We start from the raw sequence: 26339 nt of genomic DNA on the forward strand, positions 1-26339 counted from the left end.
TCAGCCCTCGAGCGACTGAAGCCGTCGCCAGCCCAGGCGATCGAACACCAGGGGCGCGGGGGGCCTACCTTGCGCCCGCTCGACGCCGACAGTGACGCGATAAAGCTGCACCTCGAAGGCGCCGTCGCCCGCCGGGAATCCCGCGTTGATGCGGCGCTCGCTCTTGGGCTCCGCCGACCAGACGACGGTGTCGCCGCCGGGCAGTTCAATCCGCCCTTGCGGCTGCGCCATCGGATTGAGGTTGCGCGTCAGGGCCAGGGCGTTCTCCTGGGCCGCCACCTGTTCGATGGCCAGGGCCGCGCGCTGCTGGCTGCGGGCCATCTGAATCTGCAGTTCGAAGATCGCCATCAGCGTCATCGAGGCGATCGCCAGGGCCACCAGGGCCTCGATCAGGCTGAAGCCGTCGCGTCCCCGCGTGGCCGCCGACATCAGACGACGCCTTCGTAAACGCTCGACAGGGCCAGAACCAGCGACAGGGCCACGAAGCCGACGACGATGGAGATGATGCCGATGGCCATGGGCTCCAGCAGGGCGGTCATCCGCTTCATCCGGTCGCGCAACCGCGCCTCGTAGTTGTCGGCCATGAAGCCGAACATGGCGCCGATAGCCCCTGACTTCTGGCCCGCGCGCAGCAGGCTGAGGTCCATCGCCTCCAGCTTGGTGTGCGCCCCCAGCGAGGCGTCCAGCGTCATGCCGGCGCGCAGGTCGCTGTCCAGCAGGTCCAGCCCCTGACGGAAGGGGCCGATCGGCACCGCCGCCCGCGCCAGCGCCGCCGCCGACAGCAGGGGCACGCCGTTGTTCAGGGCAAAGGCCGTCAGCCGCGCCCAGGACGCGACCTCGCGCGCCTGGATCACCACCCCGACGACCGGCAGACCGTGCGCCACGGTATAGGCCCGCTCGCGAAACGCCTTGTTGGTCACGACGAAGAAGATGGCGGCGACCAGCAGGGCCGCGCCGATGCCGACCACGCCCAGGTTGGCGTTGGCGAACTCGCCGGTCTCCAGCACCCAGCGCGACATGGCGGGAATGTTCTCGCGGTCGTCGCCGATCATGGTGGCGAAGCGCGGCACCACCTGGGTGAAGATGAAGCCGATGGCGGCCACGCCCGCGAATCCGAGGAAGCCCGGATAGGTCATGGCGTTGGCGAAATCGCGCTGCAGCCGGTCCTCATAGGCCATCTGCTCGGCGGCCTCCTTGAGCACGTCGGCGATCCGGCCCGAGGCCTCGCCCACGCGGGCCATGGCGTAGACATAGTCGGGGAAGCCGGGGACGTGCTCCTCCAGGGCGTCGCCCAGCGAATCGCCGCGCCGCAGGGCGCCGATGGCGGCCTGGAACTGGCGCTTGCCCTTGCGAGCCTGCATGCCTTGCGCAACCGTATCCAGAGCCTCCAGAAGCGAGACGCCCGCCTCCAGCATCAGGGCCATCTGACGCAGCACCAGCACCCGTTCGCCGGTGCGCAGGCCACGCTCGCGTCCCTCCGCCTTGGCGGCGGCGGCGGGCTTGATGCGCACCACGGTCAGGCCGTCGGCGGCCAGGCGGCGCATGGCCACGGCCTCGTCGGCGGCGCCGATCAGACCCTTGACCATCCGCCCGTCGCGACCGGCGGCCTCATACTGGAATGTCAGTTGGTCGGTCATCCTACAGCTTGCGGAAGCAGGCCATGCGCTGGCCGCGCGGATGATCCCAGTCGCCTATCGGCTCGAAGGCCCACTGCGCCGGGTCCACCGTCCAGGCCAGATCGCTCAGGCGGTAATGATAGGGGTCCTGATAGTCGTAGGTGGTGATCCCGCCGCCCGGCTGGGCCAGGGGCGCGAACAGGTCCTGACCGTCCAGGCACTCGAAATAGGTGGCGAAGAACCGACCGCCCTGGGCCATGTGCGGCGCCAGATTGTGCAGGCAGCGGCGCAGGTGGTTCAGCGGCAGGTGGGTGAAGACCGACTGGGCGACGGCGAAATCCATCGGCTGGCTCAGGAAGTCGAAGCTGAAGTCGTCGTTGACGCCGAAATGGCCCCACGGAACCCGGGCGCGCTGCGCCTCGGTCAGTTCCTGCTCATAGCCGGCGCGGATCAGGGATTCGTTCAGGTCCGAACCGAAGTAGCGGTCGGCGTCGAGATAGGCGACCGCGCGCGCCCCGAGGCGCAGCGAGCCGCAGCCGACGTCGAGCAGACGGTGGCCGGGCTGCATCCCCTGGGCGATCAGGAAGCGCATCTGCAGGTCGCCGATCTCGTCCCACAGGCCGCCGATCACCTGGCGATGATGACCGTCGCGCACGCCGGCGCTGACCGCGTCCTGATCATAATAGCCGCTATGGGACACTGGACGCTCCTTCGGCACCGGCGATTCGATAGACTTCGGACAGGGCCGTCTCGCCGCGCCGCGCCTTCAGGAAGCCGTCGTCGGCGAAACTGAGGAAGCCCTCGCTTCGCGCGGCGGCGGTCAGTTGATCCTCGTCGGCCGAGGCGCGCAGCCCGGCGATGATAGCCGGCGACATGGGGGCCAGCTCATAGACGCCGACGCGGCCGCGGAAACCGCTGCCGCCGCACTTGGCGCAACCGACCGCCTCGCGCCACGCGGCGGGCTCGCGATCGGCGACGGGGCGCAGGTGGGCCGGGATCGCCCGTTCGTGGGCGGCGGCCTCGGCCGGGGTCGAGGGGCGGGCGCAGTCGTCGCACAGACGCCGGATCAGTCGCTGCCCCGCCACGCCGCGCATGACGTCGGCCAGCAGATAGTCCTCGATGCCCAGGTCCAGCAGACGCGGAATGGCGGCGAGCGCCGTATTGGTGTGGACGGTGGAGATGACCATGTGGCCGGTCAGCGCCGCCTGGACGGCGATTCGCGCGGTTTCAGGGTCGCGGATTTCGCCGATCATGATGACGTCCGGGTCCTGACGCAGGATGGAGCGCAGACCGGCGGCGAAGGTCAGCCCGATCTCGGCGCGCACCCGCACCTGGATGACGCCGGGCAGGTCCAGTTCAACCGGGTCCTCGACCGTGATGATCTTGCGCTCGCCGTCGTTCAGGTGGGTCAGCAGGCGATAGATGGTCGTGGTCTTGCCCGAGCCGGTCGGGCCGGTGATCAGGAAGACGCCGTTGGGGTGTTCGGCCAGACGCAGGAAGCCGGCTTCCTGTTCGGCGCTGACGCCCAGTTCGGACAGTTGCGGCAGGCGGCTGGTCTTGCCCAGCAGACGCAGGACGATGGATTCGCCCCACGAGCACGGCAGGGTCGAGACGCGCAGGTCCACCTCCTGGCCCGAGACGCGAATCGACTGGCGCCCGTCCTGCGGCAGACGCCGCTCGCCGATATCCATGCCGCTGAGCAGCTTGATGCGCGAGCAGACGGCGTCGAAGTTCGAGCGCGGGGCGCTGCGGGCCGTGGTCAGAACGCCGTCGATCCGCATACGGACCAGGAAGCGGTCCTCATAGGGTTCGACGTGAACGTCCGACGCCCGGCGCGTCAGGGCCTCGGCGAAGACGGCGTTGACGAAGTCGATGGTCGGCGCTTCCTGCGCCAGTTCGCGCAGGCGGGCGGCGTCGGCGCCGGCCCCGCCCTGCCCCATGTCCAGCGCCGGGGCGTGGTCGCGGCTGAGATCCTCGGTCAGGGCCTCGATCAGCGAGCGTTGGGCCAGCAGGAAGACGACGGGTTCCGGGGTCGCCTGACCGCTTTGGGCCTGACCGATTCGCTCGGCCAGGGCCGGGTCCATCGGCTGGACCGCGGCGCAGAGAATGCGGGAATCGTCCGCTTCGCCGTCGCGCCAGGCCACGGCCTCGCGCTCGGCCCACCAGCCCAGGGGCGAGCGGATCTCGTCGAGGAAGGTCGAGATGCGCTCGGGCGCCGGTCCGTCCTCGGGCAGGAGGACCGGCAGGCCCAGTTGTTCGGACAGGACGTCGAGAAGCTGGGCTTCCGACAGAGCGCCGAGACGCACCAGATTCAGCCCGATCAGGCCGCCGTTCTGCGCCTGCAGCGACAGGGCGTTGGCGATGTCGGCGGGGCGCACCAGGCCACGTTCGACCAGCACCTCGCCCAGACGACGGCGCCCTCTGTCCGGGGCAGGGCTGAGATGGACGGCGGCGGACTGGCTCACGCGGGGATGCTCCGACGACGGAAGGGGCGCGGCGAGGGCCTTAGCCCTGAAGCTCGGGGATCAGCCCCAGGACGACCGAGCGCATGTTCGTCGCCGCCGGCGCCATCGAGCGCAGGAAGTTCACGGTGCTTCCGGCCGCGCCGCCCAGGGTGAAGGTGGCGTTGTGGAAACGGCAGTTGTCGAAGCCGGGGGGGACGCCGCCGTCATAGTTCAGAACGGCGTCGTTGAAGTCGATGTTGATGAAGATGTTGTCGTCCAGCGTGACGGCGCCGCTCAGGGTTTGATCTTTGAATTCGGCCACGGGGCTCTCCGACGGAAACAGGTCCGAGTGATAGCCGCTGACAGGCCTGTGGCGCAAAAGAAAAGGGGAGGGCGTGAGCCCTCCCCTTTCCCAAATGATCCGAGGATCACTCGGTTACTTAAGGCACGTTGACTTGGTTTTGGTCCGAAGCGACGGTGCCGCTGGTCAGTTCAGTCACCGAACCGTTGGCCAGGGTGGCGTAACGGCGGGCGGTGATGGTGCCCGACGGAGCTTCGACGCTGATCTGAACGTCGCCGCGGCCGAACTCGCCCAGGGCGGTCGTCAGGGTGGCGGTGTTGATCACGCGCTCGCCGTTGGCGGCGATGTTCGGGAACAGCAGGACCGGAGCGGCGGCGGCGGTGTAGCCGGCGCCCGAGCTGGCAGCGTTCAGGACTTGAGCGTAGACCGGGCCCGAAGCCGAACCGGAGACGTTGCCCAGACGGATGATGTTGGTCGTGCCGCTGACAGCCTGGATCGAGTTGCTGTTCATCCACGGGAAGACGACGTTGGTGCCGTCGCGACCGATGGTTTCCAGATCGCCCGAGACCGGACCTTCTTGGGTGTAGGCAGCCGCGTCCAGCTTGTAGCTGATGGTCGCCTTGTAGGTCGAGCTCGGGATGGCGGTCGCTGCCGTTTCACGAGTGACGATGAACGGAACAGCGCCAGCCGTCAGCGAGGCAGCGATGGCCGGGGTCGAAGCATGGGTCGCCGTCGTAGCGCCGGCGTTGATCACCATGGCCGTACCCAGAGCCGCCGAACCGCCAGCACCGTTGAAGGCGTTGTAGTTGCCGTCGATGACGACGCCAGCTTCAGTCACGTCGGCGGCGGTGACGAAGACCTTGTTCAGATCCTTGTGGGCCGTCGTGTCGACGGTGATGCGCATCGTGCCCAGTTGGCCGACCGTGGCCGACTCACCAGCAGCGTTGTGGCCGCCCGTCGTGGCGAACAGGGTGTACACCGGAGTGGCCGTCAGGGTGGCGAAGGTGTCAGCCAGGGCGCCGCCGCCGACCGCGCCGTCGATGACAACAGCGAAGGCGTTAACGCGCGACAGGACCTTCAGGGTAGCGGCCGACGGCGGGTCGATCGGAGCGCCGGCTTCGGTCGAGATGGTGCTCGTCACCGAAACTTCAGCGCCGGCGTTCGGCGCGATCGGCAGGTCCAGGTTGGCCAGGTTGCAGGCGCCGCCGGCGCTGGAGATCAGGAACTTGGCGGTGGTGCCGCCAGCAGCGCCGCCCGACGACAGCACGGAGGTGCAGCCCGGAGCGACGACGGTCGAAGCCGTCAGGCCCGAGGCGAAGGTGCCGCCGTTCAGGTCGATCTGGATGAAGTTGTTGCCCGACGGGAAGGTCGCGCCGGCCGACAGCGAGCTGACCAGAGCGAAAACGGCCGACGGCGGCGTGACGGTCGAAGCTTCGACGGCCAGCTTGTACGGCGTGGTGGCGCCGCCGGTGTCGCCAGCATCGATGTCCGTGGCCGGAGCGGCAGCAGCGCGGAAGGTCAGGGTGTGAGCGCTGGCGGCGCCAGCGAAGGCCATGACCGACACAGCGGTCGCAGCGAGAAGGATATTCTTAGTCATCTGGTCTGGTACCCCAAAGAAACCTGTTGTGTGGACGTAGCCAACGTTGAAACGCCTTTCGGCCACAGATCAAGCCAGATCTCTCTGACGAGGCTGCGCCCACGGCAGACCCTCTCTATCTCGCCGCAATCAGGGCGGTCAAGCGGCATTTCAGGCAAACATCGCTCATCTAGGGCGCGAAAACCAAGTGTTGACGAAGGGTTACGAACACCAGCACCCAGACACCATTCGTGACGAAAAGAAGTCAGCGTCACAGTCCGACCTAAGATCTACAGCAAAGCTTCCGTTTACGCCTCATCGGCTCACCATGAATAATCAAATAAATCCGAACTATGCCGCACCGTCGATGACGTATTTATAAGAAATGACGCCACATCCTAAACAATGATAGAAAATCGCCGAAAATTTCCTCCGAATACACCTTCGTATTTCTTGCGCTTGACCCTAGCCGAATCCGCCGCCCGAACACGAACTCCAACGAACCTGTTGCAGCGGCACCACTGCCGTCACGTCAGAGAGTCCCCGCTGACTTCATGACGGGGCTGCAGAAGGCTCGACGTCGCCGAACGTCAAACAGCCGAATCACTGGCTCGCCTCGGCTCGAAAAGGAGGGCATCGCAGGAGAGGGCGGCGCGTCGGGCGTCTCGGACCCGGCGGCGCTGCGGTCGCTGAGACCTATGCAAACAGGCCCCGCAGATAGCGGCCGTAGGCGTTGTCGCCCATCGCCGCCGCCAGCCGCTCCAGCTGACCCGCGTCGATGAAGCCCTGACGCCAGGCGATCTCTTCGGGGCAGGCGATCTTGACGCCCTGGCGCTGCTCCAGGGTGCGCACGAACTGGGCCGCGTCGATCAGGCTGTCGGGCGTGCCCGTGTCCAGCCAGGCGTAGCCCCGGCCCATGCGCTCGACCGACAACTGGCCGCGCTGCAGATAGGCGCGGTTGACGTCGGTGATCTCCAACTCGCCGCGCGCCGACGGCCCCAGGTTCGCCGCGATGTCGACCACCTGTTCGTCATAGACATAGAGGCCCGTCACCGCCCAGTTGGACCGCGGCTGCGCCGGCTTTTCCTCCAGCGAGCGCGCCCGGCCCTCGGCGTCGAACTCGACCACGCCGTAACGGCCCGGATCATTGACGTGATAGGCGAAGACGGTCGCGCCCGAGGGCCGGGCGAAGGCGGCGGCGAACAGGTCGGTCGCCCCGTGGCCGTAGAAGATGTTGTCGCCCAGGATCAGGGCCGACGGTCCGCCCGCCACGAAGTCGGCGCCGATGACATAGGCCTGAGCCAGGCCCTCGGGCCGCGGCTGCTCGGCATAGGTGATCGAGACACCCCACTGGCCGCCGTCGCCCAGCAGGGTCTCGAACGCAGGTCGGTCGTGCGGCGTGGTGATCAGCAGGATGTCGCGCACCCCCGCCAGCATCAGGGTGGTCAGCGGATAATAGATCAGCGGCTTGTCATAGACCGGCATCAGCTGCTTCGAGACCGCGATCGTCATCGGGTGCAGCCGCGACCCGGTGCCGCCCGCCAGGATGATCCCCTTCATCGCTTCGCCCCCGCGCTCTCGGCCGCCCAGTCGGCGATCCTGTCCCGCCAGCCCGGCAGCACCATTCCAAAGTCGCGCGCAAAGGCTGAGCTATCAAGCCGGGAATCCGAAGGACGGCGCGCCGGGCAGGGCCAGTCGGCCGTCGCGATGGCCGCTACCCGAGGGGCCTCGACGCCGCTCAGGCTGGCCCAGGCCTCCACCGCCGCCTCGGCGATCTGATGCCAGGTCGCGGCCTCCGACCCCGCCACATGATAGACCTGCTGCGGCGTCGGCCCTTGCGCCAGGCGTTCCGCCGCGACCACGACGGCCCGCGCCAGGTCGTTCACGTCGGTCGGGCTGCCGCTCTGGTCGGACACGACCCGCAGCGCCTCGCCTCGCGCAGCGCGTTTCAGGATGGCGTCGATGAAGGAGGCGCCCTGCCCGCCCAGCAGCCAGGCAGTCCGCAGCACCAGGGCCTCAGGATGCCGCGCCAGAACCAACTCCTCGCCCGCCAGCTTGCTGGCCCCATAGGTGTTCAGCGGCGCGGTCGCGTCGGTCTCGACATAGGGACGGCCCAGCCGACCGTCGAAGACGAAGTCCGTCGAGACGTGGATCAGTCCGGCCCCCACGGCGGAGGCGGCCTCGGCCAGATGGCCCGCCCCCGCGGCGTTGACGGCGAAGGCGGCCTCCCGCTCGCTCTCGGCCAGATCGACGCCGGTGAAGGCGGCGGCGTTGACGATCAGCGCAGGCTGATGATCCCGAACCCAGTCCATGACCTGATCCGGGCGCGTGACGTCCAGCTCGGCGCGTCCGACCGCGATCGGACGCCAGCCCTGCGGCCAGACCGTCGTCGCCAGAGCGCGCGCCAGACGGCCTCGCCCCCCGGTGATCAGAATCCGCCGTTCCCCTGGGGTCACGGCAGGGGCCTGAGCCGGGTGAAGGGTCGCGCCTCGCGATCGAAGCGCCGGTTATAGAAGGGATCGGCGCCGAACTTCTGACCCCAACGGCTCCACAGCAGACGGCCCGAGGCCTCGGCCACCTTCAGCTTCTCGCCCTCGCGGCTGAAGCCCCGCGTCTTGGACTCGAGATGATAGAAGGCGACGTAGGGGTCGTAGAGCACCTTCAGCCCCTGGCTCTGGGCGCGCATGCACAGGTCCACGTCATTGCCCTCGACGGGGAAGTGCGCGGCGTCGAACCCGCCCAGCGCCTTGAACTTCTTCGTCTCCATCGCCAGGCAGGCGCCGGTCACGGCCACCGTCCGGTGCAGCAGGGCGTGACGGCCCAGATAGCCCGGATCACTGGACGCGGCCCCGACCCCGTCGTGGATCAGGAAGTTGGCCTCGCGCTCGCGCGCCACGAAGCCGGCGTGCTGGATCGTGCCGTCGGCGTAGAGCAGACGCGCGCCGACGCAGGCCACGTCCGGCCGCTCGGCCTGGCTGGCCATCTCGTCCTGCCAGTCGCGGCTGATCACCACCGTGTCGTTGTTGAGGAAGACCAGGACCTCGCCGCGCGCCTGCTCGACGGCCAGATTGTTCATCAGGGCGAAGTTGAAGCGGCCTTCGTAGCGAACGATCCGCGCCAGGCCCTCGGCGCTCAGGTCGGCCAGATAGGCCTGCGTCGCCGGATCGTCGCTCTCATGGTCGATGACGATCAGGTCCAGCTCGGTCTGGTTGTCGGCGGCGGCGGCCAGGACGCTGTCCAGGCAGGGCTTGAGCAGGTCCAGCGCGTTGCGGGTCGGCACGATGACGCTGACGGTCTTGCTGATCGGGCGGCGCTTGACCCGCGCGGCCCCGGCGACGGTCGCGCCGAGGGGGTCTTCGGCCGAGACCACCGACACCGACGGTTCAGATGCGAGCGCGGCGCCGACGCGCTCCACCCAGGCGCCGGCTTCGGTCGTCGCCGCCTGGCGCGCCGAGAACAGGATCGCGGGCGCGTGGGCGATGCGCCGGCCCTCGAGCGCCAGTCGCAGGACGGCGGCGGCGGGAGCCTCGGCGTCGAGGCTCAGCGGCGCATCCCTGCCGCCGCGGAAGGCGATGCAGGTGCCGACGTAGGGCGTCTGGCACAGCAGATCGAGATCAAAGGCCGGCCGCAGCAGGGGCGTGTGACGGCGCGCCGTCGCGGCCTCCCCTCCAGGCTCCAGATGGTCGCCGTCCGCATAGGCCGCCGCCACCTCGGGATCGGCGAAGACGCCGGCGAAGACCGACAGGGCTTCGGGCGCCAGCACGCCGCCGGCCGGCAGGCTCAGGCAGAGATCGAAGGCCGCGGCGGGCGCTTCGGGATCAAGGACGGCGATCCGTTCGACGGCCCGCCCCGTCCAGGCCAGCCGCGTGCGCAACGATTGCAGGTGCTGACGGCCGTGCTCATCCAGCCCGCGCACCTCCAGCGTCCAGTCGTCGTAGGTCTGGGCCAGGATGGCCATGACGGCGTCCTCGACCTCGAAGGCCTCCGCGCCCTCGGCATGGAGCCGAACGAGGAAGCGCGGTCGCCCATCCCCCGCCAACAAACCGGCGTCCGTCGTCCGGCCATAGGTTTCGGCGTAGCGGGCGTAGTCCTGCAGCGGATAGCTCAGCCGGGTCACGGCCTGCGGCAAGGCGGTCTGAATCCGGTCCAAGGCCTCGCGCAGATTGCGCAGTTCGAGCGTCAGGGCCTCGTAGGACTCCGGGCTGGACGGCGGCGCGGCATGCTCGCCCGCAGTCAGGCGACGCCCCGTCTCGGCGTCGCGGATTTCGATGAATCGTCCGCCGCCAGCCAGGCGATCGCCCAGCGGCAGATGGAATCCCGCCCGCCCTTCGCCGCCGAAACGGTCCTGAAGATCACGACGGACCAGATCGGCCCGGCCCGCACACACGAAGCGCCCGTCGATCCAGGCTTCGATCCTCAGCGGCTGATCCGGCGCGCCGCGATCCAGCGCCCAGCCCTCGACCGAATCCCAGCCGATGTTCTCAATCTGTGCCTGACGCCGGAACAGCGAGGCGTTCTCGACCAGATAGGTCAGCCCGTCCCAGGCCTCGGGCCAGAACGGCCGGGTCGAGCTCAGGCCGACATCCTGCTGGAACACCGGGTCTGTGAACAGCGCGAGGTAGAAGGCCGGCCAGTAGTCCAACTCCTCCAGCGCCATGGCGGCGTCGGCCGAAACCGGCATACGCGCCCGGGCCCAGCGCCGGACGGGCTCCGGTACGTCGCCGGCGTAGAAGTCGCTGTCAGGCGGACGCCGTTCCGAAAGCGGCGTCAGCACGCGCTCGCGGAACTCGGGGCCCTCGAAAAAGACAGTCAGCAGGAAGGGCAGCTCATGCGCCAAAAACCCGTCGATGGCGGCCTTGTCAGCAGGGCGGCCCAGGGCCAGCCCGTAGAGGCCTTCGACATCCTCACGCGACACCGCGCTGGATTGATCCTGCTGAATCTCGTTCTCCATCGCCTGACGCCTTGTTCCCACGAAGCGCCCCGCTTAGCATCGGCTTGGCTTCAGCGGGAACCTCCTTCTGCCGCTTCCCGAATGATCATGCCGGATCGCGCGGCGGGCCTGCCTGTCGTCCCAGAGCATCGCTAGTCTAAACTGGACCTTATATGAGCCTGTCGCCCAAGGCCCTTTTCCGCAAGCCCAAGGCTCAACCCCTGATCAAGGCGGGCGATCAGGCCCGCGACGCGCGCAACTGGCTCGCCGCCGCCGACGCCTATGACCGGGCGCTGAAGATCAAGCCGGAACGCGCCGACGTCTGGGTCCAGCTGGGCCACGCCAGAAAGGAGTCCGGCGACCTGACGGGCGCCGAAGCGGCCTATCTGCAATCGCTGACCTTGGCGCCCAAGGTGGCCGACACCCACCTGCAGCTGGGCCATCTGCGCCGCCTGCAAAAGCGTCTTGAGGACGCCGCGGCGCATTTCCTCGACGCCGCGGAGCTGGACCCGGCCCTGCAGTATCCGGTCGACGCCCTGATGCAGTTGTCGGCCCAGGGCGTGGCGATGGACATGGCGCGCGCCCGGGCCGTGGCGGCGCGCGCGGGTCAGACGGCCTTCGCGCCCCCCCAGGACGTCACCATCGAGATGGTGGCCCAGCAGTTGGACGCCGCCCTGGCCCGACTGACGCCGACGATCCGCGAGGAAAACGCCGCCCTGATCCAGGCCCTGATGGGCGGCGTCGCCGCCGCCGAGAAGCTGGCGCCGCAGATGAGCGCCGAGGCGGATCGGAACACCGGGCTGCATCTGGTTTTCGACATCTCGGACCTGGCCGGCTACTTCAACGTCGCGCGCCTGCCCACCGGCATCCAGCGCGTGCAGATCGAAGTGATCTCCAGCCTGCTGCAAAGCCCGCGAGCGGGTCTCGACGTCGCGGTCTGCACCTTCTCCAAGGAACGCGACCTGTGGGTCGAGGTGCCGGGCGATCTCTTCCTTCGCCTGTGCGCCCTCTCGCTGGAAAGCGGAGACGTGCAGGACGTCACGTGGAAGAGCGCCGTCAAGGGCCTGAGGGTCGTCACCGACCTGTCGCCGGAATTCGCCTTCCGCCAAGGCGCCTGTCTGGTCAATCTGGGCACGTCTTGGTGGCTGCAGAACTACTTCCTGCACGTCCGCAAGGCCAAGGCCCTCTACGGCATCCACTATGTGCCGTTCGTCCACGACATGATCCCGATCATGACGCCCGAACACTGCGTCAAGGAGCTGACCCAGGACTTCATCAGCTGGGCCTTGGGCGTCTTCGCCCACGCCGACCACTTCCTGACCAACTCCGAGGCTTCCAAGCGCGACCTGCTGGCGGTCGCCGACCAGCTGGGCCAGACGGTGGACCCGACGAACGTGCACGTGGTCCGGCTGGACGCCGACTTCCGCAAGCCGTCGATCACCGTCCCCCTGTCGCAGACCCTCGCCCGCTACGGCCTGACCGAAGGCGGCTACGTCCTGTTCGTCTCGACCATCGAGTCGCGCAAGAACCACCTGAACGCCTTCAAGGCCTGGCAGGAGCTGATCCAGCGCCACGGCGCCGACAAGGTCCCCCGGCTGGTCTGCGTCGGCAATCGCGGCTGGCTGAACGACGCGGTCTTCTCCAAGCAGGAGTCGAACCGCGACCTGCGCGCCAAGGTGATGATCGTCTCGGGCGTGTCCGACCCCGACCTGGCCAACCTGTATCGCGCCAGCGCCTTCACCCTCTATCCCAGCACCTATGAGGGCTGGGGCCTGCCGGTCACGGAGTCCTTCTGCTACGGCAAGGCGGCCCTGCTGTCCGACGCCTCGTCCCTGCCCGAAGCAGGCGGCGAATTCGCCGACTACTTCCGCGTCGGCGACCAGGCCGAACTCGTCGCCCGTCTGGAACGGCTGATGCTGGATCTGCCCTATCGGCGGTCGCGCGAGCAAAACATCCTCGAGCATTTCCAGCCCCGCCCCTGGCGCGAACTGGGCGTCGAGATCGGCGATCAGATGCTGGCCTGGTTCCCCGCCGGTCAGGCCGACGCCCTGCCCGCCGCCCATGCCCCGACGATGGGACGTTACTATTCGCTCCGGCGCGTCGACGCCCTGGCCATCCATCGCTCGATGGAGTCGTCAGAACGATTCCGCAGCGGCCAGGGCTGGTGGTTCCCCGACGACTGGGGCAACTGGACCAAACCGCAAGGCGGACAACTCACCCTGCGTCTGCAGCCGGGCGACACGCCGCTGCGGCTTTACATCGGCCTGCGCGGACTCGCGGAGATTGATCAGCCCTATCAGATCTCGCTGGGCGGGATGATCGCCCAGTCCGACACGCTGGAGCCTCAGGAGACCCGCTGGGCGTCGGTCAGGATCCAGCCGGACGTCTTCGCCACGGGCGAACTGACCGTCAGCCTGAAAGGCGGGGCGTTCGACGACTTCGCCATCGGCACCAAGGGGGTCGACACCCGCAAGGGCGGTCTGGGCGTCGTCGGCTTCATGATCTGCGAGGAGAGCGATCTTCTGTCACGCGCCGATTTCATGGAAGCGTTGACGCTGGACCAACTCGACACGCTCTAACGCGACAGGCTGGCGGGCGCCGGGTTGATCCCGCGCCGCCCGCACGGCCTGATTTACGCGCGCTCGAATGAATAGATCGTACAGTAGTGATAACCATTCATAGGGTGTTTCTTGAACGAGAAACCTTCCCTCTGAAAGATCGACACTAGAAAATCTTCACGGAAACCAAGCTCCATCCACCCCCGCTGGCGCATGATGGAAATATTCTCGCTGTCCAGGCGGATGCCCCACGGATAGGGCAGAAGGGGAACTGGCCCTTCGACGATCGGCTCGCCCGCCATCATCACCTTGCCGCCAGGTTTCAGCATCCGATGCAGCTTCGGGATGACATCGAAGAAGTCGAAGCAGTGATGGAAGCTCTCGTAGAAATAGATCAGGTCATAGGCGCCGTCCTCGCCCGCCGGATTGGCGCCGAACGCACCGACATGCGCCGTCAGAGGCGCATCATAGCGCTCGCCGAGCCTGCTGACCGCAGCGCTGAAGGCCGGATTGATATCGACTGTATCCACCTGGACGCCGGTGCGCGCGAAGGCGAGAGCGATCTGACCGAACCCGGCGCCGTATTCCAGCGCGCGATCCCCCGCCTTCAAACCGCTTTGGCGCAACAGATGCCCTAGCGCCATCAGATGATCCCCGGCTACGAAGGTGCTGCCGGTGGAATAGAACGCCGGACGATGAATCGCGTCGGCGTGGGCGATCTCAGGCGTGTCTTCGTCGGCTGCGGGATCATAGACGGGACGCTGGGTGATGGCCGACCACAGAGCCAGTTGCTGACGCCGGTAGTCGTCGCTGTAAGGGTCCATCCCAAGATCGAACCCGTCCGGCAGGGCGAAGGCGCCGGCCTGGGCGATGCTCCGAAACACCTCCACGTTCAGCGCCGCTGTCACGGTTTCGATCTGATCCAGCGAGAAACGCCGAGGCTCCCCCTCGCCCAACCCCGAGAGCGCGGCCAGCTTTTCATCGTCAGGACGGCCATGAAACTCCTGGCTGGCGATCATGTGACCGTTGAGAACATCAACCGTCATGCCGGCTTCGACTTCTCTCACCCAATGCTGCAGGCCGCCGTCGTCGGGGTCCCGCCCCAGGATCTGACGATAGGCGCGCTCGACGTTTTCCCGTGCGCCCTGGGGCGAGGTTGTTTCAAACTTGATCATCTGATCGTCCACCGACCCCTTATGAAGCTTGACGCCAGGCGCCCTAACGACCCTTGCGGCCGAACATGATCACGCCGTGACAGCCGCCGTGGTTGGTGTGCTGGATGATGAGGTTCTGGAAGCCGTGGCGCGAGGTCATCTCGATCACGCGGGACATGTCGTAATCATACATCTCCATGCCGCCCACATCGCCCTGGACGTGATCGAAAGAGACGAACCGCTCGCCGTCCCACTGGCCGCGACGCAACGACGGCAACAGGTGCGCCAGGAAGCTCTCGTCCTTGAACAGGGTGATGTGCAGGCTCAGCGCCCCGCCAGGGTTCACCCGGCCCAGCAAATCGTCCAGCAGCCGATAACCGCGCTGGGGCGGAATGTGCTGGAAAACGATGATCGAGTTTAGCCAGTCGAAAGTCTCGTCGCCCAGTTCCGAGACGTAGTTCACATTGGCCGGCGCATGGCGGCGCGCCTCGGCGAGCATACCCGGAGAGACGTCCAGGCCGGTCGCCTTCTGGCACATCTCACCCATGGCGCGCGTCAGACGACCGACACCGCAGCCGAAGTCCAGCGCCGAGGCGTCCGAGAAATCACCGAAATGGGTGCGGATCAACTGGCGATAGCCATGCATGTCATCGCGCCCGGTGGCCCAGAATTCCTCCAGCGTCTCGGGCGTGATGTTGGCTCGCAAGAAGCGCGGCTCGCTGAGAACGCCAAAGAAGGGCTCACCTTCCCCCAGCATGGCCCAGTCAGTGTCGGTGTCCTTCATGAAGGCTCCTCGCGTTAAGCTGCTCGGCGCGACCATGCCAGCCTGCGGCGCCGCCCGCCAGCAGACGACGCAGGATCCGGACATGATCGGCCACGCCCTTCTCCCCTATCGCAGCGACAGCTGGTGCATGCCCGCGAGCTCCTCGCTGCGACCCGTCGCCTCCAGCTGCGCGAAGGCGGACATGATATGGTAAAGGGAACTGGCCGGCGCCGCCTCGTTGATGAAGTCGCCCTTGGCCAGCCGCTTGTCGCGCCAGGCGCCTTCCGGCGTCAGATAGGACCACAGCGCCCGCATGGCGTCGGCGGCGTCCGCCAGCAGACGACGGCGCTGCCCGTCATGCGCCTCTTCAGCCAGAAGCAGGGCGGCCTTCAGCCATTCGGTCTGCGGCCAGAGCCTGGCCCGGCCGCCCATGGGACGTCCCTGGTCGTCGATGGCGTCCAGCGCCACCGGCGTCCGCCCGGCGACGCCTCGCGCCCCCCAGTCATAGAGCTGACAGGCCAGGGCCCGACTGGCGGGATCGCCCCGACGGCGAGCATAGCGCGCCAGCAGCCAGGCCCACTCGAACTGGTGCCCCGGTTCCACCAGCCGGCCGCGCTCGCCGGCCGCCGGCGTCCATTGCGCCGTGAAGAACTCGCGCAGGAAGCCGCCTTGCGGATCGACGAAGACGTCGCGCGCCAGCACGACCAGTTCATCGGCCAGATCAGCCCAGCCCTGGTCGCCGCCGCCCTCTTCCCAGGCCAGACAGGCCTCGAGCAGATGCATGTGGGCGTTGGCCTGGAACGGCGCCTCGCCGTCCTCGACGAAGGCGCCGTTGCCCATGCGGGCCGCGACGAGCCGCTCCCGGACGCCCACGGCGACGGCCTCCAGGTCTCCCGGCGTCGTCTCGACGCTGCGAGCGGCCTGCAGGGCGAACATGATGAAGGCCTGATCATAGACCCGGGCGGCCTCATCCAGCGGCGCGCCGTCCGGCGTCAACAGGGCGCGGTAAAGGCCGTCCGGCCGAAGATAGGCCGTCTGCAGCGCCTCGACGCCCGAGGCCGCCGCGCGGCGCCATGCCCCCTGCCACCCCAGCCGCCCCGCTTCGGCGTAGCTCCAGATCTGGCGCGCCTGGACCCGTGTCCGGCGATTGGCCGCCAGGGGGCGCCCATCCAGCGTCAGCGCCTCGGCGAAGCCGCCGTCCGACTGCTGGCCCATGGCGCTCCACAGCGGCAGGGCGCGCAGCCGCAGCCACTCGGCGAACCGCGTCGCCCCCTCGCCCAGGGTCTCGGGCGTGGGACGGTGGAAGTCCAGATGTTGGGGGAAGGCCGCGCCGACCCGGGCGACGACGCGCTTGACGTCCTGGGCGCGCGACAGGTCGCAAACCAGGATGGCGTCGGCCTCGGCGACGATGGCGACGTTCTTGACCCCGAGGGCGGCGACGATGGTCCCCTCCGGGGCGCGCACCAGGCAGCCGTCCGAATCCTCAAGAATATGCTGGCCGAAATCGCCCTCGCCCGTGGCCGCGATCGAATCCCAGGCCCCCAGGTCGGACCAGTCGAAATCGACTTCCAGCACCGAGGCCAGCTCCGTGCGCTCCATCACCGCATAGTCGATGGAGATCTTGGGCGACTGGCTGAAGGCTTCCCCCAACGTCAGGACAGGCACGGATTGGGCGACGCCGACCGCCTGGCGCGCGGCGACTTCGACCGCAGGCGCATACTGGGCCAGTTCGCGCACCAGGGCGTCCGCGCGAACGATGAAATTGCCGCTGTTCCAGAGATAGCCCGACTGGATGTAGGCGGCGGCGATTTCGCCGTCGGGCTTCTCCCGGAAGGCCTCGACGTCCGACAGGCCTCGGCCCGACGGCTTGATATAGCCATAGGCCGACGACGGGGCCGTCGGCTTGACCCCGAGCGTGACGATCCGCCCGCCCTCGGCGCCCTGCGCGGCCTCACGCACCGCCCGCCGGAAGGCCAGGTTGTCCGTGACATGATGGTCCGAGGCCAGGAAGACGTTGACGCCCTGAGGGTCGTGCTGGTGGGTCCAGATCGCCGCCGCCGCCATGGCCGCGGCCGAATCCCTCGCCTGGGGCTCCAGCAGCACCTGGGCGTCGACCCCGGCCTCCTCCAGCTGATCCAGAATCCAGTCACGATGGCCGAGGCCGCCGACCACGATCAGCCGGCCGCCCTCGGCGGCCAGGGGCGCGACCCGCAGCACCGTCTCCTGAAACAGGGAGCGATTGCCCGCCAGCGGAATGAACTGCTTGGGCCGTGACGGTCTCGACGCCGGCCACAAACGAGTGCCGGCCCCGCCGCACATGATCACAGGATAGAGAACCATGCCCTCTCCTAAACTGCACCGCCAAGGATGCGAAGACCGTGAGAGACGAGGAGGATCCGATTTATCGACGGCGACGCTCAACAATCGTCGCGGCTTCGCTTGCCTGTCCTTCCTGACGGGTTAGTGTTGCAGATCGTAGTTTTTCAGTAGGCCCTGAATGTCTCCTTTCCAGAACGATCAACCCGATGCTTCGAATCCCCTTTCCAGCGTCGCGGCTGATCCTCTGAGCTTTCTCAACGCCGACTCCCGCGGCGCGGGCGCCGCGCCGAACGGCAAGCCGTCCCTGACGACCAGCGACGCCGCCCTGCAGCTGACCCGCACCGGCGCCACCTGGCTCGCCGGCCAGCCCCTGGGATCCGGCGTCACCGTCAGCTTCGCCTTCCGCAGCAATGCGCCGACCACCATGCCGTCCGACACCAGCGGCTTCAGCCAGTTCTCGGCCGCGCAGATCGCCGCCACCTTGCTGGCGCTGCAGGCCTGGTCCGACGTGGCCAACATCCGCTTCGTCCGCTCGGACGACGGGAACGGCTACTCCGACACCGCCACCATGCTGTTCGGCAACTATTCCAGCGGCAAGGAAGGCGCGGCGGCCTTCGCCTACATGCCCGGCTCCACCGCAACCGGATCGGCGTCCGGCGACGTCTGGGTCAACAACAGCCTGAGCTACAACGCCTCGCCGGCTCAGCTGACCTTCGGCGCTCAAGCCCTGGTGCACGAAATCGGCCACGCCATCGGCCTCAGCCACCCGGCCGCCTACAACGCCTCGTCGGGCGAGACCATCACCTACAACCAGCACGCGACCTATTACGAAGACTCTCGCCAATACTCGGTGATGAGCTACTTCAGCGAGAGCAACACTGGCGGGTCGTTCGCCCGCAACTACGCCTCGGCGCCCCTGCTGGACGACATCGCGGCGATCCAGCGCCTCTACGGCGCCAATATGACGACCCGCACAGGCGACACTGTCTATGGCTTCAACTCCAACGCCGGCCAGCCCTGGTTCACCGCCAGCAGTTCGACCTCCGGCGTCATCTTCAGCGTCTGGGACGCCGGCGGCGTCGACACCCTGGACTTCTCGAAATACAGCCAGAACCAGATCATCGACCTGCGTCAGGGGCATTTCTCGAACGTCGGCGGCCTGATCGGCAACGTCTCCATCGCCATGGGGGCGGTGATTGAAAACGCCATCGGCGGCGGCGGAGCCGACACGCTGATCGGCAACTCGGCCGCCAACCGGCTGGTCGGGGGCGCCGGCAACGACGACATCGACGGCGGCGGCGGCAGCGACACCGCCGTCTTCAGCGGCAATCGCTCGGCCTATACGATCGACACTTCGGGTCCCAAGATCGTGGTCACGGGCCCCGACGGGACCGACACCCTGGTCAATGTCGAATTCCTTCAGTTCGCCGATCAGACCATCGCCACGGCGACCGACAGCGGCTTGGTGCTGACGGGCGGCGCCGGCGCCGAAACCCTGACCGGAAGCGAGCGCAACGACCAGATCGACGGCGGCGGCGGCGCCGACACCCTGATCGGCCTGGGCGGCGCCGACTACCTGGCCGGCGGCGACGGCAACGACGTCCTGATCGGCGGCAAGGGCAGCGACACTCTGGTCGGCGGGGCCGGCGTGGACACCGCCGTGTTCGGCGGCCTGTCGCGAGGCTACGCCTCCATCAGTGCGACGGCCGTGGCCGGCGGTCGCGACGGCGGCACGGACTCGCTGTCGTCGATCGAGAAGATCAAGTTCCTCGACGGGGTTCGGTCCTATGTCACCACCGACCTCTACGCCGTGGTCTATCGCCTCTACGACGCCGCCTTCGACCGCGAGCCGGATCCGGCGGGGCTGGCCAACTACGTCCAGGCCCTGGGCTCGGGAACGACCGTCACGGACATCCTGAAGACCTTCGCCAGTTCGGCCGAGTTCCAGAAGCGGTACGGCGGCACGGACAACGAGACCTATGTCCGCCTGATGTATCAGTACTCGCTTGACCGACAGCCGGACGCCGCCGGGCTGGCGCACCATGTCGCCTCGCTCAACAACGGCGTATCGCGCGTGGACATGCTGGCGACCTTCAGTGAATCCGCCGAGCACAAGCAGCTGATGGCGACCAAGATCGAAAGCCGCGGCATCTGGATTCAGGACGAAGCCACCCTGGCCGTCGCCCGCCTGTATGACAGCACCCTGGACCGTGTGCCCGACATCGGCGGCCTGGAACACTATCGCAACGCCCTCGATCAAGGCGGCAACCTGCAGCAGTTCGCCGACAACATGGTGCAGTCGCCCGAGTTCCGCGCTCGCTACGGCGACCTGTCGAACGCGGACTTCGTCAAGCAGATCTATCGCTTCGTCCTCGACCGCGAGCCGGACGCCAAGGGCCTGGGCGAATACGTCACCGCCCTGAACAACGGCATGACGCGCGCCGAACTGGTGATCATCTTCTCGGAATCGCCCGAGCACCGCATCTCCTACCAGTCGACCTGGGAGAACTCGGTCCGCAACCTCGAGACCGGCCGCTTCGCCGCGCCGGAAGCCGAGGCCTCCGCAGACACTGGTGAGCCGCAGACCCTGCCGCTCGCCGATGACCACTTCGGCGATCTGGCGGACGGGTGGGCGCACCACGACACCTTCGTGCTGCCGGCCGTGCTGCCCGACGTGTTTGACGAACCGCTGGTCCAGCCGGCGCTGTTCACCGACGAGGCTCTGGACTTCCAGCCCCAGACCCAGCCGGTGATCGAGGCGGTCGGCATGACCCTGACCCTCGACGGCCTGCACCCGCACGACGGCCTGATCAGTCAACCGCATCACGACGACTGGTTCCTTGCCGCCTGAGGGGGGTAGCGACTAACAAGCGCGGGGTCGGCCGCGTCGCCGGCGGGCAGACAAGGTCAATCGGATGAGCGGCAAGACAGCCCTGGTGGTTCTGGGGATGCACCGCAGCGGCACCTCGTCGGTGGCGGGCGCCCTGGCTCTGCTGGGCGCCCGCGCCCCGCAGACCCTGATGCGGCCCGCCGAGGACAATCCCAAGGGTTTCTGGGAAAGCGAGGTCCTGGCCGGGTTGAACGACCGTCTGCTGCAGGCGGGCGGCTCGACCTGGCACGACTGGCGACGGTTCGACCTGACGGCCGTCGCCGAGGCCCTGCCCGCCTTCCGCGCCGAGGCGGCGGACAAGCTGACGGCCGAGTTCGGCGACGCCGACCTGATCGTGCTCAAGGATCCGCGCATCTGCCGTCTGTTCGGCTTCTGGCGCAGCGTGCTGGAGGACCGCGGCTACCGCGTCGTCGTGGTCAGCCCGCTGCGCGCCCCGGCCGAGGTGGCGGCGTCGCTGATGGCGCGCAACGACATGTCGCGCAGCCACGCGCTGCGGCTGTGGCTGCGCCACGTGTCCGACGCCGAGCGCGCCAGCCGCAACCAGCCGCGCCGCTTCCTGGCCTGGTCGGACTTCATCGCCGACTGGCGGGCGCAGGTCGACCGAATGAGCCGCGACCTGGGCGTCGCCTTCGACCGCAGCCCCGACGCCGAGGCGCGCGTCGATGACTTCCTGTCCGCCGAACTGAAACGTCAGAATACGGACGAAAGCGTCCCCAACGCGATCCGGCGCGCCCATCAGTTGCTGCTGCTGACGGCGCGCGACGGCGATCATCCCGACCTGCGACGCGACCTGGACGGCGTCCGTCAGGCGTTCGATCAGGCCTGCGACCTGTTCGCCGACGCGCCGCGCTGAGGTCAGCCCCCGCCAGTGCGGCCGCCAGCCTTGCCCGTGCCCTCGCACACCGGACAGACCTCGCCGGAGGCCAGGGTTCCCGTGCCCTGACATTCGGGACACAGGGTCGCGTCTAGGTGCTGCAGCGAAGCCGGATCGGTCGGATCGTCCGGACCCAGGTCGCGGTCGTCGATGTCCGTGGGGTCGATGGAAGGGCTCATGACAGGCAAACGCCCCACCGCGGTCCCGGTTTCGTCGTGACTCGCGCGCCCTTCGCCGCTATCGAGCGGCCATTATGCAAGAGACTGAACGGCAATCCGAGGAACGCAGCTGGGAGACGGCGAAGACGCTCGCCGAGGCCCTGCCCTATATCCAGGTTTACGATCGCGAGACCGTGGTCATCAAATACGGCGGCCACGCCATGGGCGAGAGCGCCGTGGCCAAGCAGTTCGCCGCCGACGTGGTGCTGCTGAAGCTGATGGGCGTGAACCCCGTGGTGGTCCACGGCGGCGGCCCGCAGATCAGCGCCATGCTGGACAAGGCAGGCGTGAAGTCGGCCTTCGTCGACGGCCTGCGCGTCACCGACCGCGACACCATGCAGGTGGCCGAAATGGTCCTGTCCGGCGCCGTCAACAAGGAGATCGCCCACTGGATCACCGTCGCCGGCAAGGAAGCCGACGTGCGCGGCGTCGGCCTGTCGGGCAAGGACGCCGGCCTGCTGACGGTCGAGAAGACCAAGCGCACCAAGCGCGACCCCGACAGCATGATCGAGCACGAGGTCGACCTGGGCTTCGTCGGCGAGCCGACCAAGGTCGATCCCAAGCTGATCAAGGGCCTGATCGCCTCCGAGACCGAGGACTGGGTGCCGGTCATCGCCCCCATCGGGGTCGCGGAAGACGGTATGACCTATAACGTCAACGCCGACACGGTGGCGGGCGCGGTGGCCGGGTCGCTGGGCGCCAAGCGGATGCTGCTGCTGACCGACGTGGCGGGCGTGAAGGGCGCGGACGGCGAGATCATCCGCCAGATGAACCTGGAAGAGGCGCAAGACCTGATCGACACCGGCGTCGCCAACGGCGGCATGATCCCCAAGCTGGAGACGGCCATGGCCGCCGTCCGCGCGGGCGTCGAGGCCGTGGTCATCCTGGACGGGCGCCGCCCCCACGCCATGCTGGTCGAGCTGTTCACCGAGTTCGGCGCCGGCACCCTGGTGAAGGCTCAGTGACCATTCAGCCGCTCGCGGCGACTACCGAGATCGGCGCCGACCTGCGCCACGTCCGGTCCTGGGTGTTCGATCTCGACAACACCCTCTACCCGCCGGAAAGCCAGTTCCTGAAACAGGTCGAGCAGCGCATCAACCACTATGTGGTGCGCACCTCGGGCCTGGAGTCAGCGGAAGCGCTGAGCGTTCAGCGCGGCTATCTGCACGACTACGGCACCTCCTTGGCCGGGCTGATGCTGCACTACGAGATCGACCCGCACGACTTCCTGGCCGAGGTCCACGACGTGCCTCTGGACGTGCTGACGCCCGATCCTGGTCTGCACGCGGCGCTGGAGCGTCTGCAAGGCCCGCGCCTGATCTTCACCAACGGCTCGGTCGGCCACGCCCGCCGGGTGATGGAACGGCTGGAGCTGACGCGCTTCTTCGACGGCGTGTTTGCGCTGGAAGACGCCGACCTGATCCCCAAGCCGGACCCGCGCACCTTCGACAAGATGCTGGCCCGGTTCGGCGTCGATCCGACCACCGCCTGCTTCTTCGAGGACACGCCCAAGAACCTGGAGCCGGCGCACGCCATCGGCATGACCACAGTTCTGGTCGGTCCCAAGGCCTTCAGCGCCGAGGGCGCGCACATCCAACACCGGGCCGCAAGCGTCGGCCCCTTCCTGACCACCGCCATGCTGGACGGAGATCCGCAATGACCGACCTGACCCATCTGGAAGCCGTGATCGAAGCCGCCTGGGAGGCCCGCGCCGAGGTCTCCGCCGCCACGCGCGGCGAGGTGCGCGACGCCGTCGACACCGCCCTGGCCCTGCTGGACTCCGGCCAGGCCCGTGTCGCCACGCGCGGCGAGGACGGCGTCTGGACCACGCACCAGTGGCTGAAGAAGGCGGTGCTGCTGTCCTTCCGCCTGAACGACAACCAGATCATGCGCGCGGGCCACGCCCCCACCCTGCCGCTGTCGGCGGACCACCCCGTCGCCGTCGGCCCCTTCTGGGACAAGGTGCCCAACAAGTTCGGCGACTGGAGCGCCGCCGACTATCAGGCCGCCGGCTTCCGCTCGGTGCCGGGCGCCATCGTCCGTCGCGGCGCGCACATCGCCAAGAACGTGGTGCTGATGCCGTCGTTCGTGAACATCGGCGCCTTCGTCGATGAAGGCTCGATGGTCGACGCCTGGGCCACGGTCGGCTCCTGCGCCCAGATCGGCAAGAACGTCCACCTGTCGGGCGGCGCCGGCATCGGCGGCGTGCTGGAGCCGCTGCAGGCCAACCCGACCATCATCGAAGACGGCTGCTTCATCGGCGCCCGCGCCGAGGTGGCCGAGGGCGTCATCGTGCGCGAAGGCGCGGTCCTGGCCATGGGCGTCTACCTGTCCGGCTCGACCAAGATCGTCGACCGCGCCACCGGCGAGATCTTCCGCGGCGAGGTCCCGGCCTATTCCGTCGTGGTGCCGGGCGCCCTGCCCGACCCGAAGGGCGGCCCGTCGCTGTATTGCGCCGTCATCGTCAAGCGCGTCGACGCCCAGACCCGCGCCAAGACCGGCGTGAACGAACTGCTGCGCGACTGATCCGGCGAGTTTCCGTCGAACAGACAAAAAGGCCGGCGGAGCGATCCGCCGGCCTTTCCTGTTTCTAGCGCGTGAAACGAGGCGTCAGCCGCGCTCGACGCACAGGGCCACGCCCATGCCGCCGCCGATGCACAGCGTAGCCAGACCCTTCCTGGCGCCCGAACGCTTCATCTCGTGCAGCAGAGTGGTCAGGATGCGGGCGCCCGAGGCGCCGATGGGGTGGCCGATGGCGATGGCGCCGCCGTTGACGTTCACCTTGGCCGCATCCAGGCCCAGTTCCTTGACCACGCACAGCGACTGGGCGGCGAAGGCTTCGTTGGATTCGATCAGGTCCAGGTCGGCGACGGTCCAGCCCGCCTTCTCCAGCGCCTTCTTCGAGGCCGGGATCGGGCCGGTGCCCATGATCGACGGGTCGACGCCCGCCGTGGCCCAGGAGGCGATGCGGGCCAGCGGCTCCAGACCACGCGCCTTGGCCTCATCGGCCGACATCAGCACCAGGGCGGCGGCCCCGTCGTTCAGGCCCGAAGCGTTGGCGGCCGTCACCGAGCCGTCCTTGACGAAGGCGGGACGCAGCTTCTCCATCGCCTCGATGGTGGCGCCGTGGCGGATGTATTCGTCCTGATCCACGACCACGTCGCCCTTGCGGCCCGAGATGGTGACGGGGGCGATCTCATCGACGAACTTGCCGGCCTTCTGGGCGGCCTCGGCCTTGTTCTGCGAGGCGACGGCGAAGGCGTCCTGCGAAGCGCGGTCGATCGACCACTTGTTCGCGATGTTCTCGGCCGTCTGGCCCATGTGATAGCCGTGGAAGGCGTCGGTCAGGCCGTCCTTGATCATGGTGTCGGCGAAGGCGAGGTCGCCCATCTTCTGACCGGCGCGCAGCTGCTGGGCGTGGGGCGCCTGGCTCATGCTTTCCTGACCGCCGGCGACGACGATCTTGGCGTCGCCCTCGCGGATCTGCTGATAGGCCAGGGCCACGGCGCGCAGGCCCGAGCCGCACAGCTGGTTCAGGCTCCAGGCCGGGGTCTCGACCGGCAGGCCGGCGCCGATGGCGGCCTGACGCGCCGGGCCTTGGCCCGCGCCGGCCTGCAGCACCTGGCCCAGAATGACCTCGTCCACGTCGGCGGGAGCCACGCCCGCGCGTTCCAGCGCCGCCTTGACGGCGACCTCGCCCAGCTTGGACGCCGGCAGGCTGGACAGGGCGCCGAGGAAGGAGCCGACCGGGGTCCGGGCGGCGGAAACGATCACTACGTCAGTCATGATATTCACTCCGGGGAGAAATTCTGCGGGAGGTTGTGCCGCATTGCACACTCCGCGTCACCTCTCGCAAGTGCGAAGTTCAGCACTTCGTCATCATCCGGGCGCAATCTGACGGGAACGATCCCCACGGCGAATGCTTTCAGGAGTGATGCTGGTGCGGCTGAAATCCTTGGCGAGACGGGTGTGGACGCCCGACGACCTCGACATGATCGAGCATTATCAGTCGCGCGCCGAGCGCCTGGCCGACCTGTGGGTTCACATCGTGGGTCTGGGGCTGGCGGCGGTCGGCGGCGTCGTCCTGGCGATCCTGGCCGGGCTCTACAGCGGCATCGGCGCCGTGGTGGCCACCGCCGTTTACGCCCTGTGTCTGCTGGCCATGCTGACGGCCTCGACCATCTATAACCAGACCCAGCCCTGTGCCGCCCGGCCTGTGCTGCGGCGGCTGGACGAGGCGGCCATCTTCCTAATGATCGCCGGCAGCTACACCCCCTTCACCACCCAGAGGTTCGAGGGTGCCTGGTCCATCGGCTTCACGCTCGCCGTCTGGGCCATGGCCCTGGCGGGGGTGGGGGTGAAGATGTTCGCCCCGCGCATCTCCGACGCCTTCTGGAGCGGGGTCTATGTCCTGTTCGGCTGGGTGGCGATCTTTGCGCTGAAGCCGATGATCGAGACGGTGCATCCGCTGGCCTTGGGCCTGCTGGTCGCGGGCGGGCTGATCTACACCTCGGGCGTCTTCGTCTTCATCAGCCGCAAGGTGAAATTCCGCCGCGCCATCTGGCACGGATTCGTCGTCGCGGGGGCCGGCGTGCACTGGGCGGCCATCCTGGTCGGGGTCGTCCTGGCGCCCGGCGCGACCTGAGACAATTCAGGCCTCTGGCCTTCGCGCGCGCAACGCGTGATAGTGCGGCGT

The 26339-nt window shown here is 68.0% G+C and carries 21 protein-coding genes; 7 read left to right on the forward strand and 14 right to left on the reverse strand.

The features are described 5' to 3' along the window. From AC3IS2_RS12410 to AC3IS2_RS12450, 9 genes are all read right to left on the reverse strand, one after another. Positions 1–429: a PulJ/GspJ family protein gene (locus tag AC3IS2_RS12410; protein WP_489198088.1), complete on the reverse strand. Its 429-nt coding sequence runs from the start codon at positions 427–429 to the stop codon at positions 1–3. Next, on the reverse strand, positions 429–1637 hold the full coding sequence (locus tag AC3IS2_RS12415) for a type II secretion system F family protein (protein WP_489198089.1): 1209 nt from the start codon (positions 1635–1637) through the stop codon (positions 429–431). Before AC3IS2_RS12415 ends, AC3IS2_RS12410 begins: the two co-directional genes overlap by 1 nt. A 1-nt stretch (position 1638) precedes the next feature. Next, entirely contained in the window at positions 1639–2316 is a 678-nt protein-coding gene (locus tag AC3IS2_RS12420; RefSeq protein WP_489198090.1) for a methyltransferase, read from the reverse strand. Next, positions 2306–4081, reverse strand: coding sequence for a GspE/PulE family protein (locus tag AC3IS2_RS12425; protein ID WP_489198091.1), 1776 nt, complete (start codon positions 4079–4081; stop codon positions 2306–2308). Before AC3IS2_RS12425 ends, AC3IS2_RS12420 begins: the two co-directional genes overlap by 11 nt. A gap of 40 nt (positions 4082–4121) precedes the next feature. Further along, complete coding sequence (locus AC3IS2_RS12430; protein WP_489198092.1) at positions 4122–4382, reverse strand: hypothetical protein; 261 nt, start codon at positions 4380–4382, stop codon at positions 4122–4124. A gap of 118 nt (positions 4383–4500) precedes the next feature. After that, positions 4501–5958 carry a hypothetical protein gene (locus AC3IS2_RS12435; RefSeq protein ID WP_489198093.1) on the reverse strand — a complete coding sequence of 486 codons (1458 nt, stop codon included), beginning with the start codon at positions 5956–5958 and terminating at the stop codon, positions 4501–4503. A 675-nt stretch (positions 5959–6633) separates the two neighbouring features. Further along, positions 6634–7497 carry a glucose-1-phosphate thymidylyltransferase RfbA gene (rfbA, locus tag AC3IS2_RS12440; RefSeq protein ID WP_489198094.1) on the reverse strand — a complete coding sequence of 288 codons (864 nt, stop codon included), beginning with the start codon at positions 7495–7497 and terminating at the stop codon, positions 6634–6636. Then, the gene (gene rfbD, locus AC3IS2_RS12445) at positions 7494–8393 is read right to left on the reverse strand and encodes a dTDP-4-dehydrorhamnose reductase (RefSeq protein WP_489198095.1); all 900 of its coding nucleotides are present in this window, start codon (positions 8391–8393) and stop codon (positions 7494–7496) included. The genes rfbA and rfbD overlap by 4 nt, the downstream gene beginning before the upstream one ends. Beyond that, entirely contained in the window at positions 8390–10888 is a 2499-nt protein-coding gene (locus tag AC3IS2_RS12450; RefSeq protein WP_489198096.1) for a glycosyltransferase family 2 protein, read from the reverse strand. Before AC3IS2_RS12450 ends, rfbD begins: the two co-directional genes overlap by 4 nt. A 152-nt stretch (positions 10889–11040) precedes the next feature. Here AC3IS2_RS12450 and AC3IS2_RS12455 point away from each other — a divergent pair, with 152 nt between their 5' ends. After that, entirely contained in the window at positions 11041–13446 is a 2406-nt protein-coding gene (locus AC3IS2_RS12455) for a glycosyltransferase family 4 protein (RefSeq protein WP_489198097.1), read from the forward strand. A gap of 53 nt (positions 13447–13499) precedes the next feature. On the opposite strand, the gene AC3IS2_RS12460 is transcribed toward AC3IS2_RS12455, so the two are convergent. The 3 genes from AC3IS2_RS12460 to AC3IS2_RS12470 form a co-directional block, all read right to left on the reverse strand. Then, on the reverse strand, positions 13500–14600 hold the full coding sequence (locus tag AC3IS2_RS12460) for a methyltransferase domain-containing protein (protein ID WP_489198098.1): 1101 nt from the start codon (positions 14598–14600) through the stop codon (positions 13500–13502). A gap of 43 nt (positions 14601–14643) precedes the next feature. Next, positions 14644–15363: a class I SAM-dependent methyltransferase gene (locus tag AC3IS2_RS12465; protein ID WP_489198099.1), complete on the reverse strand. Its 720-nt coding sequence runs from the start codon at positions 15361–15363 to the stop codon at positions 14644–14646. A 105-nt stretch (positions 15364–15468) separates the two neighbouring features. Then, on the reverse strand, positions 15469–17682 hold the full coding sequence (locus AC3IS2_RS12470; protein WP_489198100.1) for an AGE family epimerase/isomerase: 2214 nt from the start codon (positions 17680–17682) through the stop codon (positions 15469–15471). A 157-nt stretch (positions 17683–17839) separates the two neighbouring features. Here AC3IS2_RS12470 and AC3IS2_RS12475 point away from each other — a divergent pair, with 157 nt between their 5' ends. Continuing rightward, positions 17840–20512 carry a DUF4214 domain-containing protein gene (locus tag AC3IS2_RS12475; protein ID WP_489198101.1) on the forward strand — a complete coding sequence of 891 codons (2673 nt, stop codon included), beginning with the start codon at positions 17840–17842 and terminating at the stop codon, positions 20510–20512. A 64-nt stretch (positions 20513–20576) separates the two neighbouring features. After that, a complete protein-coding gene (locus tag AC3IS2_RS12480; RefSeq protein ID WP_489198102.1) occupies positions 20577–21404 on the forward strand; it encodes a sulfotransferase family protein in 828 nt (275 codons plus the stop codon). Between the two features lie 2 nt (positions 21405–21406). Here the strand turns inward: AC3IS2_RS12480 and AC3IS2_RS12485 are convergent, their stop codons facing one another. After that, on the reverse strand, positions 21407–21604 hold the full coding sequence (locus tag AC3IS2_RS12485) for a hypothetical protein (RefSeq protein WP_489198103.1): 198 nt from the start codon (positions 21602–21604) through the stop codon (positions 21407–21409). A 74-nt stretch (positions 21605–21678) separates the two neighbouring features. On the opposite strand from AC3IS2_RS12485, the gene argB reads away from it, so the two are divergent. Genes argB through dapD form a run of 3 tightly spaced genes read left to right on the forward strand, consistent with a single transcriptional unit; the run spans position 21679 to position 24169 of the window. Continuing rightward, entirely contained in the window at positions 21679–22608 is a 930-nt protein-coding gene (gene argB / locus AC3IS2_RS12490) for an acetylglutamate kinase (RefSeq protein WP_489198104.1), read from the forward strand. Next, entirely contained in the window at positions 22605–23303 is a 699-nt protein-coding gene (locus tag AC3IS2_RS12495; protein ID WP_489198105.1) for a pyrimidine 5'-nucleotidase, read from the forward strand. The genes argB and AC3IS2_RS12495 overlap by 4 nt, the downstream gene beginning before the upstream one ends. Continuing rightward, on the forward strand, positions 23300–24169 hold the full coding sequence (gene dapD, locus AC3IS2_RS12500) for a 2,3,4,5-tetrahydropyridine-2,6-dicarboxylate N-succinyltransferase (protein ID WP_489198106.1): 870 nt from the start codon (positions 23300–23302) through the stop codon (positions 24167–24169). Before AC3IS2_RS12495 ends, dapD begins: the two co-directional genes overlap by 4 nt. Before the next feature lie 84 nt (positions 24170–24253). Here dapD and AC3IS2_RS12505 read toward each other — a convergent pair whose 3' ends face one another. Further along, complete coding sequence (locus tag AC3IS2_RS12505) at positions 24254–25429, reverse strand: acetyl-CoA C-acetyltransferase (RefSeq protein ID WP_489198107.1); 1176 nt, start codon at positions 25427–25429, stop codon at positions 24254–24256. 148 nt (positions 25430–25577) lie between these two features. On the opposite strand from AC3IS2_RS12505, the gene trhA reads away from it, so the two are divergent. Continuing rightward, positions 25578–26288: a PAQR family membrane homeostasis protein TrhA gene (trhA, locus tag AC3IS2_RS12510; protein WP_489200152.1), complete on the forward strand. Its 711-nt coding sequence runs from the start codon at positions 25578–25580 to the stop codon at positions 26286–26288. Positions 26289–26339: the final 51 nt, after the last annotated feature.

Source organism: Brevundimonas sp. KH_025 (assembly GCF_057839885.1).

What these genes read in the sequence shown, in the direction of transcription:
- AC3IS2_RS12410 (WP_489198088.1), bottom strand. Translation starts at nt 429, where the DNA reads ATGTCGGCGGCCACGCGGGGACGCGACGGCTTCAGCCTGATCGAGGCC.
- AC3IS2_RS12505 (WP_489198107.1), bottom strand. Translation starts at nt 25,429, where the DNA reads ATGACTGACGTAGTGATCGTTTCCGCCGCCCGGACCCCGGTCGGCTCC.
- rfbA (WP_489198094.1), bottom strand. Translation starts at nt 7,497, where the DNA reads ATGAAGGGGATCATCCTGGCGGGCGGCACCGGGTCGCGGCTGCACCCG.
- AC3IS2_RS12485 (WP_489198103.1), bottom strand. Translation starts at nt 21,604, where the DNA reads ATGAGCCCTTCCATCGACCCCACGGACATCGACGACCGCGACCTGGGT.
- dapD (WP_489198106.1), top strand. Translation starts at nt 23,300, where the DNA reads ATGACCGACCTGACCCATCTGGAAGCCGTGATCGAAGCCGCCTGGGAG.
- AC3IS2_RS12450 (WP_489198096.1), bottom strand. Translation starts at nt 10,888, where the DNA reads ATGGAGAACGAGATTCAGCAGGATCAATCCAGCGCGGTGTCGCGTGAG.
- AC3IS2_RS12460 (WP_489198098.1), bottom strand. Translation starts at nt 14,600, where the DNA reads ATGATCAAGTTTGAAACAACCTCGCCCCAGGGCGCACGGGAAAACGTC.
- argB (WP_489198104.1), top strand. Translation starts at nt 21,679, where the DNA reads ATGCAAGAGACTGAACGGCAATCCGAGGAACGCAGCTGGGAGACGGCG.
- trhA (WP_489200152.1), top strand. Translation starts at nt 25,578, where the DNA reads ATGCTGGTGCGGCTGAAATCCTTGGCGAGACGGGTGTGGACGCCCGAC.
- AC3IS2_RS12470 (WP_489198100.1), bottom strand. Translation starts at nt 17,682, where the DNA reads ATGGTTCTCTATCCTGTGATCATGTGCGGCGGGGCCGGCACTCGTTTG.
- AC3IS2_RS12465 (WP_489198099.1), bottom strand. Translation starts at nt 15,363, where the DNA reads ATGAAGGACACCGACACTGACTGGGCCATGCTGGGGGAAGGTGAGCCC.
- AC3IS2_RS12480 (WP_489198102.1), top strand. Translation starts at nt 20,577, where the DNA reads ATGAGCGGCAAGACAGCCCTGGTGGTTCTGGGGATGCACCGCAGCGGC.
- AC3IS2_RS12455 (WP_489198097.1), top strand. Translation starts at nt 11,041, where the DNA reads ATGAGCCTGTCGCCCAAGGCCCTTTTCCGCAAGCCCAAGGCTCAACCC.
- AC3IS2_RS12415 (WP_489198089.1), bottom strand. Translation starts at nt 1,637, where the DNA reads ATGACCGACCAACTGACATTCCAGTATGAGGCCGCCGGTCGCGACGGG.
- AC3IS2_RS12475 (WP_489198101.1), top strand. Translation starts at nt 17,840, where the DNA reads ATGTCTCCTTTCCAGAACGATCAACCCGATGCTTCGAATCCCCTTTCC.
- AC3IS2_RS12435 (WP_489198093.1), bottom strand. Translation starts at nt 5,958, where the DNA reads ATGACTAAGAATATCCTTCTCGCTGCGACCGCTGTGTCGGTCATGGCC.